Here is an 18,580-nt window from a genome sequence, read left to right as displayed (position 1 = left end):
ATAGTTTATAGTTTGTAGTTTTGTCGAAAACTAATATACTACGATGTTGAAAATACATAAATTTAATTTTACAATTTTAATATTTTTACTTTGTTTATGCTGTAAAGCGCAAACCGACACAACCGAATATTATAAAAAAGATTATTTTCATTATGACGACTATGTTTATAAAAGCAATATTAGAACAGTTTTGCTGAATCAGGAGACATGGGAGTTTTCGCCCCCAATAATTGAACTTAACGGAACAGAAAAATTAAAATTAAGTTTTGATGACCTCGATGGCGATTTAAAAAATTATTCTTATACCGTAATTCATTGCAATGCAAACTGGCAACCCTCAAATATGCAAGCCCTTGAATATATTGACGGATTTACCGAAGATAATATTAGAAATTACAGCTATTCCGTTAATACAATTCAGAAATATACACATTATAGCTTTACATTTCCGAATGAAAATCTTATGCTCACAAAATCAGGAAATTACTTATTGAAAGTATATCTCGAAAATGATAAAGAAAATACAATAATCACCCGCAGATTTATGCTTGTAGAACCTTTAGTAACAGTTGAAGTAAATGTAAAGCGGGCAACTTCCATTGAATACAGGGATTCGAGACACGAAGTGGATTTTGTTATTAAAACAGGTTCATATTTAATAAATAATCCTTTAACCGATTTGAATATCGTAATTACTCAAAACGACAGATGGGATAATGCAATCAGGAATCTGAAACCACTTTTTATTAGAGGCAATGAACTGATATATGATTATGAAAAAGGAAATACATTTATTGCTGGCAACGAATTCAGACAAGTTGATATAAGAAGCTTAGTATACCAATCTGTAAATATCAGAAAAATAACCTACGACTCGCTCGGAAATCAAGTTTACCTTCTCTGTGATGTGAAACGTTCGGGAAAAACACATCTTTCATTTAATGATATAGACGGAAAATTTTCAATTATAAATCAGGACAGAGGGAACAGCGAAGTTGAAGCAGATTATACTTATGTTCATTTTTGCCTGCAGTACAATCCTTTGGAATTACAAGGAAATGTGTATTTATTTGGTGGATTGACAAGCTGGAAATTTTCAAAAGAATCGCAAATGAAATATAATCCCAAAAGAAATCTTTATGAAGCTACTTTATATCTTAAACAGGGATACTATAATTATATTTATGTGCTTTTGAAAAACAACAATAAAACTGCCGACGAATCATATATTGAAGGTTCGTACTATGAAACAGAAAATCAGTATTGTATTTACGTATATTACCGCCAACCAGGAACTCTTTATGATAAGCTGATAGCTTATAAAAAAATAAACTCTTAAGAATAAGTTAAATATATTTTGTTGTATTTAATGAAGCTGGAAGTTGTACGCTTGGCATTTTCGATTTTTCTAACTTCGCCTTCACGTCATTTTATATTTAACACAACACTATATGGCTATTCCATTAGCAAGAGTGAGATGAAAGATTATCCACATTATAACAAGTACATAAATTATTTTTACTGAAATTTTAGAAAATGACTGATTTCGGGATATGTGTACGGACTTGTTGCTTTTATTTTTTGAGAAAAAATAAACAACACCAACAACAATACCATTAAAAATAAGCATTAATATAATGAAAAAATTATGGAATGGTATATAAAAAAGAAAACATAATACAAATCCTAATATCCATGATAAAATACCGGTTTGCATTACGAATTCCTGTCTTGTGCTGCTGTGTTTTATATAATAGCGGGTATGCGACAAATACATAAAATACTTTGAAATATTAATGCCCAAAACTGCCATGCTTGAAAAGGAAGCCAGAATAGAAATTACTTCATAAGTTATACTAATATCAAAAAAATTATAAATTGAACCCACATGTCTTTCGGGAAAAACTAAAGTTATTGCGAATTGCCCAAAAAACATCACATAGCCGATTATTCCCAGCCAAAGAAAAAATACTTTTAAAAGTCCGCCTGTTCTTTTTAAAGCATTGAAAAATCTGAACGACAAAACCGCTATTATTAAACAAGTAAAAGGTCCTGATAAATAATTGATAAAAATAGAATAGTGGTTAAAAATAATTTTATTTGTATATTTTACATGAGAAAAAAATAAAATCGGGCTTAAATTATAGAATTCACCAATAATAGCACTAACCAAATTCTGGATAAAATTTATTGAAATAAAAGACAAAGCAAATAAAATACCCGAGTTAACAACTCTTTTAAAAATTATTTTTTTGGGTTCACCTACTATATCTAATGCTTCTGACATTTTTTACTTTTTTTCAAAGTTTTTTATTTTTTCTTTAATTACGCTGATTTTTAATTCTGCATCGGCTTTTTTTCTTTGTTCTGTTTCTATTATTTCAACTTTTGCGTTTTTTACGAATTTTTCATTATTAAGTTTCTTATTCACTAAATTTAAAAACCCCTCCAGATAATAAACTTCCTCTTTAAGTTTTTTTATTTCAGATTCAACATCACCTGTTATATTAAACGGAATATAAAATTCATCTGATTTAACAAGGAATGATATTACTCCCTGAGGTTTTTCCTCTACATAATTTATTTGAGTCAGATTTAAAAGCTTAATGATTAATTCCTCAAAATATTTTAAATCGAAAGTTGAAGAAGTTTTTTTAATTTTCAGTTCTATTTTTTCTTTAAAAGAAATATTATTGCTCTGTCGTATATTTCTTACAGAAACAATAATTTCTTTTACATATTCAAAATCATCAATAATTTCTTTTTTGTATTTTTCAACATCGGGCAATCTGGAAATAATTATACAATCTTGAGTTGTTCTTTCTTTTATTAAATGCCATATTTCCTCTGTAATAAAAGGCATGAAGGGATGTAAAAATTTTAGTAGCTTTTCAAAAATTTCAATTGTTGAATCGTAAGTTTTCTTATCAATTGGCTGTTGATATGCCGGTTTAATCATTTCCAGATACCATGAACAAAAATCATCCCACATCAATTTGTACATTATCATCAATGCCTCGGAAATTCTGTATTTTTCAAAATGAGAATTTACTGTTTCAATGCTTTCATTGAATTTTGCCTCAAACCATTCAACCGCTACTTTTGAATAACCAGGTTGTTGAATGTTTCCGTCAACTTCCCATCCTTTTATCAGGCGAAATGCGTTCCATATTTTATTTGAAAAATTTCTACCCTGCTCCAAAAGTCCTTCATCGAAAAGCAAGTCGTTGCCGGCAGGAGAACAAAGCATCATTCCAACACGAACACCATCGGCTCCGTATTGTTTTATCAGTTCCATCGGCTCGGGTGAATTACCAAGCGATTTCGACATTTTCCGCCCTTGCTTATCTCTAACCATTCCTGTTATATACACATCCTTAAATGGAATATCTTTTCTGTATTCAATGCCAGCCATTATCATTCGTGCAATCCAGAAGAAAAGAATATCAGGAGCAGAAATTAAAACATCAGTCGGATAATAATATTTAATATCATTATTATTTGGCTTTCTTATTCCGTCGAACACAGAAATTGGCCATAGCCATGACGAAAACCATGTATCAAGAACATCTTCATCTTGTTTTAAATTCTCGATTTTAATATTTGCATTTTTATTTTTCGCTATTTTAAAGGCATCTTCTTTTGTTTTGGCAATAATAATTTCGCCATCGGGCAGGTAATATGCAGGTATTCTGTGTCCCCACCATAATTGACGCGAAATGCACCAGTTGTGAATATTCTCCATCCAGTGGCGATAAGTGTTTTTATATTTTGAAGGATGAATTCTAACTTTGTTGTTTTCAACTACTTCGAGTGCTGGTTTTGCTATTTTGGTAATATCACAAAACCATTGGAGCGAAAGTTTTGGTTCTATAATTTCGTCGGTACGTTCCGAAAAACCTATATTATTTGTGATTTCTTCAACTTTTACTAAATGTTCTTTTTGTTTTAATTCTTCTACAACTTTTTCGCGTGCTGTAAATCTGTCTTCACCTATAAAAATTTCTGCATTCTCGTTGAGAGTTCCGTTATCATTGAAAATATCTATTGATTTAAGTTTGTGCTTAATGCCAAGATTATAATCGTTAATATCGTGAGCAGGTGTAATTTTTAATGCTCCTGTTCCAAAACTCATGTCAACATATTCATCAAATATAACAGGAATTTTGCGGTTTATTAATGGAACAATTACATTTTTTCCTTTTAGTTTTTTGTATCTCTCATCATCGGGGTGAACGCAAACGGCACTATCACCGAGTATTGTTTCGGGACGTGTTGTTGCAATTGACAGCCATTCATCATTTGTGCCATCAATTTTATAACGAACATAATAAAGTTTTGATTTTACTTCTTTGTGATTTACTTCTTCATCTGAAATTGCAGTAAGAGCTTTAGGGTCCCAGTTAACCATTCTAACACCTCTGTAAATAAATCCTTTTTTGTGTAAATCAATAAAAACATCAATAACCGATTCGGACATATCATCGTCCATCGTAAATTTTGTTCTTTCCCAATCGCACGAGGCACCAAGTTTTTTAAGTTGTTCGAGAATTATTCCGCCGTGTTTATGAGTCCATTCCCATGCATGTTTCAAAAATTCATCTCTTGTTAAATTTGATTTTTCAATGCCTTCATTTTTTAATTTTGCTACGACTCTTGCTTCTGTTGCAATTGAAGCATGGTCGGTTCCCGGAACCCAGCAGGCATTTTTCCCCTGCATGCGTGCTCTTCTTATTAAAATGTCCTGAATAGTATTATTTAAAATGTGTCCCATGTGCAAAACACCTGTAACATTTGGTGGAGGAATAACTATTGTGTATGGTTTTTTCGCATCGGGAACAGATTTAAAAAAACCTTTTTCTGTCCAGTATTTATACCATTTATCTTCAAACAAGGCGGGGTCGAATTTTTTTGCAATTTCCATAATTGGATTATTTTATCTTTTTGCGAATTTACAAAACTCTCTCAAATTCTCAAATTCATTACTTCACCACTTCGTAATTTATTTCAAAGTTCCGTGTTTTCTGAAATTCCGGATTTTATCTTCGCAGGTTTTAAATATTTGCTGGTCTATTAAATATTTTGAAGATTTCTTCTTCAGCTCTTCAAGTGCTTCATTATTTCTTTTAAATGTATAATATAACGCCAGTTCATAATAGGCATCACTTTTGTGAGGGTTAATTTCAATTGCTTTCTTCCAGCAGATAATTGCAATGGAATCGGGATTATTTGCGCTTCTCATATACAGCAATCCTAAAAATAAATATGCATCGCTGCAATTAGGATTATATTTAATTTCTTTCAGAAAATATTGTTGCGCTTCCTTATCACGATGGGTTTTCATGCAAATATAACCAAGATTGGTATTAGCGAGAAAATCATTTTCGTGAATCTTCAATGCTTCCTTTAAATAATTTTCTGCAATTTCATATTTTTCATCTTTGCAATATAGCGAACCTATATTGGTGTAGTTAAAAGAATTTGAAGGCGATGTTTTTACTGCATTTTCCCAGAATGTGAATTTATCTTTAAATTTTAAACTATATATGAATGATGTAGCTGCAAGTATGATTATAACAATAAATGAAACCGTTTTAAGATTTTTATCAGTAGAATCAGCTTTTACAGGTAATCTAATTTCCATAAGCATTATTAACACTCCTATTAAAGGAATGTAAGCTCTATGTTCGGAGAAAACCACATCATTTGTAAATTTTATTAAAAAGGAAGGAACAAGAAAACATACAAACCACAAAATTCCCAGAAATAAAAAGTTCAATCGTTTTTCTTTATCTTTATTAATAAAATAAATTAAAATTAAAGTTGCAATAATTCCGATTATAATTGAAAAATAAATATCTTCCATAACAGGAAGAACGGAAAGATTAAAAGGGAAAATTATTTTTCCCAAATAGGAAAATATTCCGGGAATAGTTTTAATTATTTCCAGGAATGATACTTCGGGGTTTATACACATAGCAAATTTTCTGACAATGTACCAGAGAGCCAGCACAGGAATCCACGCTGAATATAACAGCAAATATTTTTTTGAAGACTTTTTAAGAATGAAATATGAATAAAAGCCGCCGATAAGAATAAAAATAACAGCAGTTTCTTTTGTCAGAATTGCCAATATGAAAAATATTAAATGAAGAAAAATATATTTAACCGAATTTGTTTTTAAGTATTTGATAAAATAAATTATTGATGGCAGTAGAAAAACCGCAAGCAAACTGTCGTTTCTTCCGGGAATCCACACAACTGCCTGTGTAATTATAGGATGAAGTGCAAAAATAAAACTGAAAATAAATGATTTTTTTCTCCGATAACTAAGTTCGAGAAATAAAAGAAATACAAAATAAGAAGCAATAATATGCAGTATAATATTTGTAAAATGAAACCATCCGAAATTTCCGTTTCCTATAATTGCATCTAAAATCAGTGTTACTGTAAAAACAGGACGGTAATATGACCCCTGTCCGTTTAAATTAAAAACATCTTCTTTGAAAGCATGGCTAATGTATGAAATTTTCTTCAGGTTAAAAAGATTTTCTTTTATCAGCAGGTTGTCATCAAAGTAAATATAATCAAAAAACAGAGATTTCGAAAAGACCAAAAAAATCGCTATTGCAAGCCAAAGTAAAGGTAATTTTCCTTTTAAGTATTTACTTTCAGAAATATTTTTGAGCTGTGAATTTGTGGTGTTTTTATTTTTATCCATACAAAAAGTTATATAGAATCAGGTTATTTTATACTATTGTCCGGTTAAAAAATATTATTTTAGGGCTAAAGCCCGTTTGTGCTGTGTTTTATTGCCACGACCTTAAGGTCGTGGCTACTCAAAAAAACACCTTTTGGACTTTAGTCCAAATTTTATATGAGTGTTTTTTACTTATTTTAAAAAAATTCTTTTTACTACTTATTTTAGTCGGACAATAAATAATTATTTTCAGTAAAATTAATTTATTATTTTTATTTTACAATCAGAAAATAAAAACAATTAATAATTTAGCAAATAAAGTTTGTTGATTTGTAAATGTCGAATACCGAACATCGAATTTTGAATATCGAAGTTTTACTAATGACTTAATGACCAATGACTAAATTATTTAAAGCTCAATCACAAAAGCTTTGTCAAGTGAAACGGCATGACAAGCAATTTGAAACTTTTCACATTCTTCGAGCCATTTTTTTGTTTTATAAAGTGAATTTGATGAATCAATAATAATTGTTTTAACGTTTATTTTTGAAAGTATATCTTTTATTTTAATTTTTGAATTACCTGTTATTACTGCATAATCGAATGTTAATTTTTTATCGCCTGAAAAATCATAATCTTTATTATTTATAATCATTATTTTTTTATCATAATATTGAATGCAATTATTATAAATAAAAAAATTATCAGAAAAATATTTTAACCCTGCTGATAAATTTATTGAAGTATCAGGTTTTTTATAACCCAGCTTATTCCAATGATTTGAGAGATGATAAGAAAAATTGCCGGCTTCGTTTGTTTTAAAATTTGATAACAGAATATTTTTATTTTTATCAACAAAACCTATTGCAGAAGTTTTGTTTATGGAATAAACCACAAATTCTTTTTTCTTTAAATTTTCAAATCTTTCAATTAGTGTGAATAAAATAAAAATAGCAAGCAAAGCCATGGTTATGTTTGCAAATACAGGTCTTTTCAGAATTATAAAAGAAAGGATAAAAGAAATTATCAGGTATAAAATCAATGTTTCGGATGAATTTATATACATGCCGTAAAATTTTGAAAATGGTAAATGCTCAATATAAAAAATCACATTGTTCATCAGCAAAGTGAAAAATGCCAATGCTTTTGCAAGATAAAAAGAAATTAAATGAAGCGGAGATGAAACAATAACAGCTATTGCAAGATAAATAACAATAGTGCTCAGCGGAATAACAATAAGATTTGAAACAAGAAAATAATTCGGAAACTGATGAAAATAAAATATTCCGAGCGGGAAAGTAGCTATTTGTGCTGCAATTGATACCGAGAACATTTTCCAGATGATTTCGGCAATTTTATTTTTAAAGATTACAACATTATGAATGTATGGCTCAATAAAAACAATGCCTACGACTGCAAGATATGATAATTGAAAACCCACATCGGTTAAATTAAAAGGATTTATGATAAGTAATAGAAATGCCGAAGCAGCAATAGTATTATAAATATTTACATCTCTTTTTAATGATTTTCCGATAATAACAAAACTCAGCATTGCTGCTGCTCTCAGCACAGCAGGCGACAATCCCGTAATAAATGCATATAACCACAAAAAAGAAATCAAAATTATAACTCTTGAAATTCTTCCGTACTTGTATTTGTTCAGAAAAAGTAATATTAAATTTAAAACATAGTAAATAATTCCGACATGTAAACCCGAAACAGAAAGTATGTGCATTGCGCCGGTATCGGCAAAAGCCCTTAAAGTTTCAGTATCGATATTGTCGGTATAACCGGCTACTAATGCGGAAACAACTGCATATTCTCTTCCTTCAATTTTATTTTCTTTGAATATATTCAGAATTTTTTTCTGAAGTTTTATTGCAAAAGCCATAAAAAAATTCCCTTTATTTTTTGCAATTAATTTCCACTGTGAATTTTTAATATATGCCTGATGATATATGTTGCGAAACGACAGATAACGCTTATAATCTAACTCTTCGGGATTTTGCGGCGGTTTAATTTCCGTAAATGCAGAGTTTAATAATAACAAATCACCATATTCAATTTTTTGTGATGCACTGTCTTTTTGAAGCCACAGAATTACTTTTCCTTGGCTGTTTTGCCAATAGTTTTTATCATATAATGTTTCAATCTCTGTTATTACTTTTACGGTTTTTTCCTTGATAACTACCGGCTTTATAACCTTTCCGACAACCATACCGGATTTTTGCATTTGTTTTGAAAAATGATATTCACTAAAAATTTCAATATTGGAAATAGTTATAAGGTATCCGGAAAAAAATATAGCAGAATTTAACAAAAGCCCATAGAACCATTGTTTACCATATTTCAATTTTTTTAAGAAAGTGAAAAATAGCAGAGAAAGAAAAATAATTATTAATAAAATTTTTAAAAATGGATTGTCTTTTTGAAACTGAATTGCGGCATAAATACCGATAATGAATGGAATAATTAATCTGAACAACGGTGCCTGATTCCAGAAAAACATAAAAGCTTATAATGTTGGGTTACTGCAAATATAGAAAATAGTTTAAAGTTTAAGGTTTAAAGTAGCCAAACTTTAAACTATTTATTTAGGAATATCCTGATAAACTATTTTTACGTTAGTAAAATAATGATTTATTATACCTCGGAAATTGTAGCCAAGTTTCGACATTTTCATGGCGCCTTCCTGGCAAAGTCCTATTCCATGACCAAATCCTCTGCCTTTGAAAATAAGATTATCTCCATCTCTGGTGATTTCAAAAAATGTTGATTTTAAATTCCAGTCGGTACGGATTTCGCGAAGATTTATTTTTGTGCTGTCATATAAAAATACTTTTCTATGCGGTTGGTGAAAGCTAAAGTCAACGTTTTTGTGTAAACTGTCTTTTGGTGTTAATTTATATTTTTTCAGTAAATATTTTTCCCAATCCTTTACGGAAATTTTTTTTGTCCAGAAGGCATTTGAAGAATGTACACAAAAACTGTCTTTTACTGAACGCAGATAAGAGATTTTTTTCGACCATACATCTTCCGAATTAACAGTTTGTCCTCCGCAGTTTGAATGATAAGAAGCAATTATAAGATTGTTTGAATCGCTTGCTATAACCATTCCTTTGGTTGAAAGAGCCGCCATGAGAATATTACTTTGCTTGCATCTGCCTCGGTAAACCTGACAATGAACTTTATCGCAAACATTATATCCTTCTTTTTCGTGACGGCGATAGTGGCTCATTACAAAAGTTCTGCATAATATTGCCTGCACTTTATAAAATTCCATATTTGCTTGTCTTCCGCCTTCAGCTTCCATAACACCGGCAACATAATAATTGATATCAACATTATTAATAAGAAGTAATTTTTTATTATCAATAACTGAAATTTCCAAATCATCATCAAACATAAATTCTTTGCTTTCGGGATGCAGAGATTTGATTTTGAAATTATTCATAAATCCTTTTTTCTTCAGATAAATTTTTTCAAATACACCTATTTTGCCATTTTTTGCTTTGAGCTTAATGAATTTATTTTCCACTAAAATAAATAATGTGTCGGCTTTTGAAAGTTCATAAATTTTATTAGTGTCGGAAAAAATTTCATAATTATTGGATACAGGAATAAAAAACATGGAAGCTATATCAGTTCCCGATAGAATACGCACCCTCACTCTTGAAGCATTTGAAATAAAAGGAAGTATTATAAGAAGAGAAATTAATAGTTTTTTTAACATCAGGTATTAATTATTATTTTTTAGAATAATTTAAAAAGTTTGTGGTTCGTTGTTTGTTGTTGTTTCAGTTCATTTCATCAAAGAAAATATTTTTATAATTTAGGGGTACATGGATAAGAATATATAGTTTGGCTTTACCTAATAAACTTACATTTTTTAACTACAAACAACAAACATTTTAAACAACGAACTAATTTTTTCTAAGATAGTCAATAATTATTTCAGCAGACCTTTTTGAAGCGCCAATACCGCCAAGATTTTTTCTTAATTCTTTGTATTCTTTTATCATATTTTCGCGGCATTCTTTATCATTAAGAATTTTGCCGAGTTCATTTTTCAAATTTATATTTTTATAATTTTCCTGAATAAGCTCAGAAACAATCTTGCGGTTCATTATAAGGTTAACAAGCGAAATAAATTTTAGTTTAAAACTTATAAGATATTTTGCGATGAAGTATGATGTTCTCACTGCTTTATAGCAAACAACTTCGGGAACTTCAAACAATGCAGTTTCCAGCGTTCCTGTTCCCGATTTCACAAGTGCTGCATAAGAATGATTTAGCAACTGGTAAGTTTGATTGTAAATAATTTTTATATCTCTGTTTCTAATGAGTTCATAATAAAAATCTTTTGAAATTGCTTCGGTTCCGGCAATTACAAATTGATAATCTTCAAAGTTTGATTGCAAATCGAGCATTATTGGAAGTATTTTTGAAACTTCCTGTTTTCTGCTTCCCGGAAGCAATGCAACAATTGGTTTTTCGTTAAGATTATTTTTATTAATAAAAATTTCATTGCTTATAATATTTTGTTTGAAGTCATCAATAGCGTCAAGCAATGGATGTCCGACAAATTCAACTTCAAAATCTAATTTTTTATAGAAATCTTTTTCGAAAGGAAGAACTACAAGCATTTTATCTACGTCTCTTTTTATTTTTTTTACACGCGATTGTTTCCATGCCCATATCTGAGGAGAGATGTAATAAAATATTTTTAGGTTTTCTTTTCTTGCAAATTCGGCGATGCGCAAGTTAAATCCAGGATAATCAACAAGTATTAATGCATCGGGTTTATATTCAAGAATATCTTTTTTACAATATTCAATATTTTTAATTATAACACTTATGTTTGAAATAACTTCCCAGAAGCCCATGAATGAAAGCTCTTTATAATGCCTTACGATTTTTCCGCCTTGTTTCTCCATAAGGTCGCCGCCCCAGAAGCGAAATTCAGCTTCATGGTCGAGCAATTTAATTTGCTTCATAAGATTTGAAGCATGTAAATCACCCGATGCCTCACCACAAATAATATAATATTTCATTCCTAAACTTTATAATGCAAAAAACAAAATAAAAACAATAATTGTATATATTAATGTTGCAAATAAAACACCCTTTGCTGAAAAAAGAAAATCTTTCCTGACAAAAATAAAAAATAAACCAAGGTTCGGAACAACACATAAACTGAGTATTTTCGTAAAAATGTTCATTCCTTTCATTAATGAAATAAATTCGCTAACACTTAATGCTTTGTGTTTGCTGTAATAAAAAATTATCAATACTATGAACGGAACAATTAATCCAAGAGATAATCCCAGCCACAAATTGTCGAATTTATTTCTCATAATTCCATGTTTTTAAATTATCAATAAAATTATAATTTGTAGAATCAATATGTAAAGGTACTACAGAAATATAATAATTCTCAATTGCACAATGGTCGGCACATTCGTCATTATCCTGATTTTCGAAACTGCCTGCAAGCATATAAAATTTTTCGCCCGACGCATCGGTTTTTTCAACATAATAATCGTTCCAATTTGCTTTTGCCTGCTTGCATATTTTTATTCCTTTTATTTCACTTCCGTTTGCCTGCGGTATGTTTACATTCAAACAAGTTCCTCTCGGCAAACCGTTTTTGAGAGTTTGAAGTGTTATTGTTTTTACATGTTTTATTATATGCGAAAAATCAGTTTCGGGAGAAATATCACAAACAGAAAATGCAATGGAATTAATTCCGTGCAATGCTCCGTCTAAAGCTACCGCCACTGTTCCTGAATATAAAAAATTTATTGATGAATTGGAACCGTGATTTATTCCCGAAATACATAAGTCGGGTTTGCGTTTGAGAATTTGGCTCAATGAAATTTTTAAACAATCAACAGGCGTTCCCGAACATTTATATTCAACATAATTTTTTTCTTCTTTGATTTTTTTTAATCTTATAGGTGCGTTTACCGTTAGTGCATGCGACATTCCCGACTGACATTTGTCGGGAGCAACAACAACAACGTTTCCTATTTCTTTCATTATATCAATAACAACCCTTAATCCTTTTGCATCAATTCCATCATCATTCGTAACAAAAATCAATGGTTTACCCATAAGTATTTTTAAGATTTTACCGATTTAGTACTCTATTTTTTTCTGTCTGCTTCCAATTTCATCAATTGTATTCTTCTGGGTTTCAAGTTCTTTTTTTGTGTTATCCTGATTTGTCAGATTTTCTTTAATATCATTCTCGTCATTTTCAATTTCTTTTTTATATTTTTCAATTTCGCTATGTAATTTTTCGTTTTCTTTTACAAGTTTATCGAATTTATGCTGAATACCGTCAAGTTTTTTATTTTGTTCTTTCAGCAATAATTCAAATGCTTCCTTTGTAACATCAACGGCAAAATCGCGAATAATTTTTTCTGCAACTCTGTATTTATCGGGATGTGTAGATTGACTTAAAAAAGCTCCTCCCAAATCAAAAGCAACAATAAAAGTAATTCCGTCAGAACCCTTTTGAATTTTTGCATAAATATCAATTGGCTTATCGAGTATATCTTTAATTGTAGCGCCTTTCGCAACAATTTCGCTTCCGGAACTTACTTTAGCTCCATAACCTTTCATAATATTTCGCCACGATTTTTCAGCAGCGTCTTCATTTGCTTCATAAATTGTTACGGTTAAAACATCATTCTTTCCTCCTCCTATGCTTTCCCTGTTGCTTTTTACTTTTATTTTTTGTGCAAATGAAAATGAAAATATTGTCATTATTGCAATTATGAGGAATATTTTTTTCATGTGTTTAAATTTTGTAAGCAATTGAAATTTCTGCTGTTAATTTGCTATTTTAGTTAATAAACTTTTTTAGTTACTCACTCCCGCAAAAGCCAACCACACAACCTGCTCGTGAATATCCATGCATTACTTTGTTAAAAGTTGCGTTGCTCATTTAATCATTTACGGTTTGTGCATTTTTTTTGTTTGCATGGATATTTCATACAATAAATTTTATTTGTTTTCAAATATAATGAATATATCAATAAGCAATTGCTTTTATGCCAGATTTAATAACTTTTTCGGCAATTGTCTTTAATTTTTCATTTGAAATTTTCTCCAGATTTCCTGATGGAGTTGGTCGTGCTATCGGGTAAATCATTATAAGCTCAGGTTTTATTTCTTTAATAAGTTTAAGCCAATCATTTATTTCTTCTTCTGTTGTGTTGTCAATTTTAGTGTTGTTGATAAAACCTTTTACAAACAGTGATTGAATAATTATTTTTCCTTTAAATTTTTTGATATTGTTTACAATTTCACCGAGTGTAATATTTGAAACAGGTTGATTAATAATTTTAAATGTGCTTTCTTTTCCGGTATCGAGCTTTAAAATACAATTATCAATTTTATTAAGGGCTTCTAAAATTTTAGAATTGGCAAGGGAAGTAGCATTTGTTAAAACTGATATTTTAACATTATTCATCAGTTTGTTGCGTATGGAAATTGTATCTTCAATAATTTTTATGAACTCCGGATGCATTGTTGGCTCTCCGTTTCCCGCAAAAGTAATATTATCAATTTCCTGCCCTGTTGCAATTAATTCATTTAATCTTTTTTCCAATGCTTCCTTCACTAATATGGCAGGTGGAAACTCTTCTTTTTCAATATTATTTTTAGTAGTCCATCCGCACTCGCAATAAATACAATTGAAATTGCAACACTTCTTATTTGTTGGAAGCAAATTAATTCCGAGCGAACGTCCAAGACGTCTACTGAAAACAGGACCGAAAATTATTTTGTTGAATAATATTGTATTCATTGATTTCAAATATTTGCAAAAGTATATATATTTTTTTATTAAAAAAGAAATGGCAAACAGATTTAATCCATTTGCCATTTTATTTTTTTAAACTTTGAAGTTGTGAAATTCTTACAACTAACAACAAAATCAGAAACTTTAAACTATTTTATCTTATCACGCTAACCCTTCCAATGTACTCATGCTTAGGTCCATCAAGTTCTTTTATGGTAATTCTGTAAACATAAACACCAACCTGTACCAAATCGCCTTTATTCATGTACCTTCCATTCCATGGGGTGTTGAAATTTGTAGTTTTGTATATTTCTTCTCCCCAACGGTTGAAGATGAGCATTTTGAAATCGTTCGGGTCAATGCGGTATCCTTTTGGAATAAACCCTTCATTGAGCAAATCCCCATTCGGACTGAAAGCATTTGGTATGTAAATTGTGAAAATATCTTTTACAACAATTGGCTTGCATATTAAATCGGTGCAATTTTCAGAGTCGGTAACTTTGAGACAAACCGTATAAGTTCCCGGTTCTTGGTATGTATGTGTAGGATGCTTTATGTATGATATTGAATTATCATCATAAAAATTCCATTGCCATTTTACTATTTGTTGTCCGCCTGATGTTGATAAATCTTCAAATAATGCAGTTGTGTTTTCAAATATATCAAGAATTGAAGGAGTGTAAGTGAAATCGGCTTGTGGACCCGATGTTTCGTTTACAGTTGTTGTTCCTGTTATTTTGCATGTTCCTTTTACAGTTACAGTGTATATTCCTTCTGTTAATTTATTTATTGTTTTTGTTGTGTCTCCTGTATTCCAAACGTATGTGTAGTTGCTTCCTCCCTGTGCGTTTGCTGTTGCTGTTGCTGTTCCGTCTGCTCTATTGCAGTGTTCTGGTGTTGTTGTTAGTGTTAGTGTTAATGGCGGCGTATCGCCTATTGTTACTGTCGTTGTTGCTGTACATTCGAGTGAATCAGTTACTGTTACCGTATATGTTCCTGCTTTCAGATTGTTTATTGTTGGTGTTGTCGCTCCGTTGCTCCACAAGCAATTATAATTTATCATTCCTGTTGTGTATGGTGTTCCTCCGCTTGCATTTACTGTTGCATTTCCATTTGCTTGGCTGCATGTTGCATCTTGCTTGTTTATTATTATTGCTGTCATCTGTGGTGATATGCCTACATTTACGGTGTTTGTTCCAACACATCCTTTGTTGTCGGTTATTGTTACTGTGTATATTGTTGTTATTGCCGGATTTGCTGTTACTGTTTGTCCTGTGGTTTGGTTTAAGCCGGTTGCCGGAGACCAGTTATAATTATATGGTGTTGTTCCTCCGTTACCTGTTGCATTTAATGTTACTGCTACTCCGAAACATACTGCTTTGTCTGCTACATTTACCTGTGGATTTGGATTTACTGTTACCGATACAAAAGATGTTGCCGTACATCCGTTTATATTTGTTCCCGTTACATAATATGTTGCTGTTACTGTTGGCGATACTGTCAGTGTTGATGTGGTTGCTCCTGTATTCCATGTGTAACTGCTACCGTTTGTTGCCGATATTGTTGCTGTTCCTCCGTTGCATATTTCGCTCGGAAATACATTTAGTATTAATGCCGACATTACGCATACATTGCATGATGCAACGTTTGTGCATGAGTTATTATCCGTGCCTGTTACTGTATAACTTGTTGTTTGTTTCGGCGATACTGTTTTAGGATTTATTGTTGTTCCATCATTCCATATATATGTGTTTGCTCCGCTTGCTGTTATCGCAAATGATGAATTTTCACACATCGAGCCGCCGGCTGCTGTTACATTTGGTAATGGGTTTATGTTTACTAACGCTTCTGCTGTGTTTGTGCAACTATTGTTATCTATTCCGGTTACTGTATATGTTGTATTTTGGTTTGGAGTTATATTATATGGATTGTCATTTGAGCCGGTGTTCCATGTATATGTTATTCCGTTATTTGCTGTAATGTTTATGTCGTTTCCATTACAAATTGTGCCTCCTGTGGCTATTATATTTGGCAATGCGTTTACTGCTACTGCCAACTGCGTACTGTTTGTGCAGCCATTCATGTCTGTTCCGGTTACTGAATATGTTGTTGTTATTGTTGGTGCAACATTCAACGGGTTACCTGTAAAACTTGTACTCCATGTGTAACTTGTACCTCCGCTTGCTGTAATGCTTGCGTTTGCTCCGTTGCAGATTGTTGTTCCGTTTGCTGTTATGTTTGGTTTTTGATTTACTGTTACTATTGCTTGTGCTGTGTTTGTGCAACTGTTATTGTCGGTTCCGGTTACAGTGTAGGTTGTGCTTTGATTCGGATTTACATTATATGGATTGTTGTTTGAGCCGGTATTCCATGTGTATGTGATAGCATTGATTGCTGTAATATCTATATTATTTCCATTACAGATTGTTGCTCCGCTTGCAGTTACGTTTGGCAATGCGTTTACTGCTACTGTTACCTGAGTGCTGTTTGTGCATCCATTATTATCTGTTCCGGTTACTGAATACGTTGTAGTTGTGTTGGGATTTACATTATACGGATTGTTATTTGAACCGGTATTCCAAGTATATGTTGTCGCATTATTTGCAATTATATTTATATTGTCTCCATTGCAAATTGTACCTCCTGTTGCCGTTACATTTGGTAAATTATTTACGGTTACCACTGCTTGCCCTGTGCCTGAGCATCCTTGTGCATTTATTCCTGTTACTAAATATGTTGTGGTTGTGGTTGGGTTTACTGTTATATCAGATATCGTTGCTCCTGTTTCCCATGTATATTGTGTTCCGTTATATGCTGAAATAATTGTTGTATTTCCGTTGCAGATTGCAGGGTTTGTTGTATTTATTGAAATTGTTGCATTTATTGTTACTGTTGCTTCTGCTGTGTTTGTACATCCATTATTATCTGTTCCGGTTACTGAATATGTTGTATTTACAACTGGTGTTACATTTAACGGATTGCCAACAAAACCGGTATTCCATGTAAAGCTGTTGCCATTATTTGCAATTACATTCATTGGAGAACCCGCACATGTTGAGCCGCCGGTTGCTGTTATATTCGGTAATGGGTTTACAATTACTACTGCTTCTGCTGTGTTTGTGCAACTGTTTGCATCTGTTCCTGTAACAAAATATGTTATGTTTACACCTGGATTAACTGTAATAGAACTTCCCGCTCCAAGCCCTCCGCTCCACGCATAGCTACTTGCTCCGCTTGCCGTTATTGCTAAGATGTTTCCGTTGCAAATTATTCCTCCGGTTGCTGTTACGTTTGGTTTTGGATTTACTGTTACTACTGCTTGTCCTGTACCTGTGCATCCTTGTGCGTTTATGCCTGTTACGTAATATGTGATGGTATTATTTGGACTTACTGTTATATCTGAAGTTAACGCTCCTGTACTCCATGTATATAATGTGCCGTTTGATGCGGAAATAATTGTTGTGCTTCCATTGCATATTGTCTTGTCTGTTGTGCTTATTGTAATGCTTGGATTTATTGTTACTGCTGCTATTGTAGAGTTTGTGCATCCATTCACATCTGTTCCGGTTACTGTATATGTTGTGTTTATTGTTGGAGACACATTCAACGAACTACCAACAAAGTTAGTGTTCCATGTATAGCTAACTCCGTTGCTTGCAGTTATACATATTGGCGAGCCTGCACATGTTGAGCCGCCTGTGGCTGTTATATTTGGTTTTGGGTTTACGGTTACAACTGCCTGTGATGTATTTGTACAGCCATTTCCATTTGTTCCGGTCACCGTATATGTTGTTGCTGTTGTCGGATTTACATTGTACGGATTACTGCTTGAGCCCGTATTCCATGTGTATGTTGTTGCATTGTTTGCCGAAATGTTTATGTTTCCTCCGTTGCAAATTGTTCCTCCCGTTGCTGTTACGCCTGGTTTTGAGTTCACTGTTACAATTGCCTGACCAGTTCCTGAACATCCCGATGCATTTACTCCTGTTACTGTGTATGTTGTTGTTAAGGTTGGAGCAACTGTTATATCTGAGCCCGTCAGAGAAATGTTCCATGTATATGAT

12 protein-coding genes are annotated in these 18,580 nt (G+C 31.8%); 1 reads left to right on the top strand and 11 read right to left on the bottom strand.

Annotated elements, in window-relative coordinates; genetic code table 11:
- Positions 1–43: 43 nt before the first annotated feature.
- Positions 44–1,339: a DUF5103 domain-containing protein gene (locus tag WC223_02205; GenBank protein ID MFA6923042.1), complete on the top strand. Its 1,296-nt coding sequence runs from the start codon at positions 44–46 to the stop codon at positions 1,337–1,339.
- A gap of 108 nt (positions 1,340–1,447) precedes the next feature.
- On the opposite strand, the gene WC223_02200 is transcribed toward WC223_02205, so the two are convergent.
- From WC223_02200 to WC223_02150, 11 genes are all read right to left on the bottom strand, one after another.
- Positions 1,448–2,287 carry a hypothetical protein gene (locus WC223_02200; protein ID MFA6923041.1) on the bottom strand — a complete coding sequence of 280 codons (840 nt, stop codon included), beginning with the start codon at positions 2,285–2,287 and terminating at the stop codon, positions 1,448–1,450.
- A gap of 3 nt (positions 2,288–2,290) precedes the next feature.
- A complete protein-coding gene (locus tag WC223_02195) occupies positions 2,291–4,924 on the bottom strand; it encodes a valine--tRNA ligase (GenBank protein ID MFA6923040.1) in 2,634 nt (877 codons plus the stop codon).
- Between the two features lie 78 nt (positions 4,925–5,002).
- A complete protein-coding gene (locus WC223_02190) occupies positions 5,003–6,721 on the bottom strand; it encodes a hypothetical protein (protein ID MFA6923039.1) in 1,719 nt (572 codons plus the stop codon).
- A 388-nt stretch (positions 6,722–7,109) separates the two neighbouring features.
- The gene (locus tag WC223_02185; protein MFA6923038.1) at positions 7,110–9,212 is read right to left on the bottom strand and encodes a ComEC/Rec2 family competence protein; all 2,103 of its coding nucleotides are present in this window, start codon (positions 9,210–9,212) and stop codon (positions 7,110–7,112) included.
- A gap of 81 nt (positions 9,213–9,293) precedes the next feature.
- A complete protein-coding gene (locus WC223_02180; GenBank protein MFA6923037.1) occupies positions 9,294–10,436 on the bottom strand; it encodes a SpoIID/LytB domain-containing protein in 1,143 nt (380 codons plus the stop codon).
- A 190-nt stretch (positions 10,437–10,626) separates the two neighbouring features.
- Positions 10,627–11,757 carry a lipid-A-disaccharide synthase gene (gene lpxB / locus WC223_02175; protein MFA6923036.1) on the bottom strand — a complete coding sequence of 377 codons (1,131 nt, stop codon included), beginning with the start codon at positions 11,755–11,757 and terminating at the stop codon, positions 10,627–10,629.
- Between the two features lie 9 nt (positions 11,758–11,766).
- The gene (locus WC223_02170; protein ID MFA6923035.1) at positions 11,767–12,060 is read right to left on the bottom strand and encodes a hypothetical protein; all 294 of its coding nucleotides are present in this window, start codon (positions 12,058–12,060) and stop codon (positions 11,767–11,769) included.
- On the bottom strand, positions 12,050–12,820 hold the full coding sequence (gene surE, locus WC223_02165; protein MFA6923034.1) for a 5'/3'-nucleotidase SurE: 771 nt from the start codon (positions 12,818–12,820) through the stop codon (positions 12,050–12,052). Before surE ends, WC223_02170 begins: the two co-directional genes overlap by 11 nt.
- Positions 12,821–12,844: 24 nt before the next feature.
- Positions 12,845–13,507 carry a hypothetical protein gene (locus tag WC223_02160; GenBank protein MFA6923033.1) on the bottom strand — a complete coding sequence of 221 codons (663 nt, stop codon included), beginning with the start codon at positions 13,505–13,507 and terminating at the stop codon, positions 12,845–12,847.
- Positions 13,508–13,745: 238 nt separating this feature from the next.
- Positions 13,746–14,522, bottom strand: coding sequence for a radical SAM protein (locus WC223_02155; protein ID MFA6923032.1), 777 nt, complete (start codon positions 14,520–14,522; stop codon positions 13,746–13,748).
- A 148-nt stretch (positions 14,523–14,670) separates the two neighbouring features.
- Positions 14,671–18,580 (bottom strand): gliding motility-associated C-terminal domain-containing protein (locus WC223_02150; protein ID MFA6923031.1); only part of this gene is annotated, 3,910 nt, incomplete at its 5' end.

It is taken from the genome of Bacteroidales bacterium, assembly GCA_041671145.1.
Lineage (GTDB): Bacteria > Bacteroidota > Bacteroidia > Bacteroidales > JAHJDW01 > JAQUPB01.
Note: the sequence above shows the minus strand (reverse complement) of the source record. Positions and strands in the feature narration are given on the sequence as shown.